This is a genomic window from Microbacterium sp. GbtcB4 (genome assembly GCF_019091465.1).
In the GTDB taxonomy this organism is placed as follows: domain Bacteria; phylum Actinomycetota; class Actinomycetes; order Actinomycetales; family Microbacteriaceae; genus Microbacterium; species Microbacterium paraoxydans.
Genome location: NZ_JAGXJJ010000841.1, coordinates 1 through 228, shown reverse-complemented (window position 1 = coordinate 228; position 228 = coordinate 1). Strand labels below are relative to the sequence as shown.

The following is a 228-nucleotide window of genomic DNA, read 5'->3' as shown; positions in this document are numbered from 1 at the left end:
GCTCGAGTACCTGGACAAGGTAGCGACCGACCACTGTCCGGACGACGTCCACGCGGCCCTGAAGGACACGCTCCCGGACGGCCTCACCGCGCTGGACTACGCCGAGGCCTCCGACCAGGGCACCTACACGGTGCTCAAGAGCTGCGCCGAGGAGAACGACCTCACCTCGGTCGCCGACCTCGAAGACGTCACCACCCCTGTCACGCTCGGCGCGGCTCCCGTGTTAGG

At 68.4% G+C, this 228-nt stretch carries 1 pseudogene; it reads left to right on the top strand.

The features are described from left to right. Positions 1 to 228, top strand: a pseudogene (locus KVS71_RS19820) (glycine/betaine ABC transporter); the annotation flags it as partial.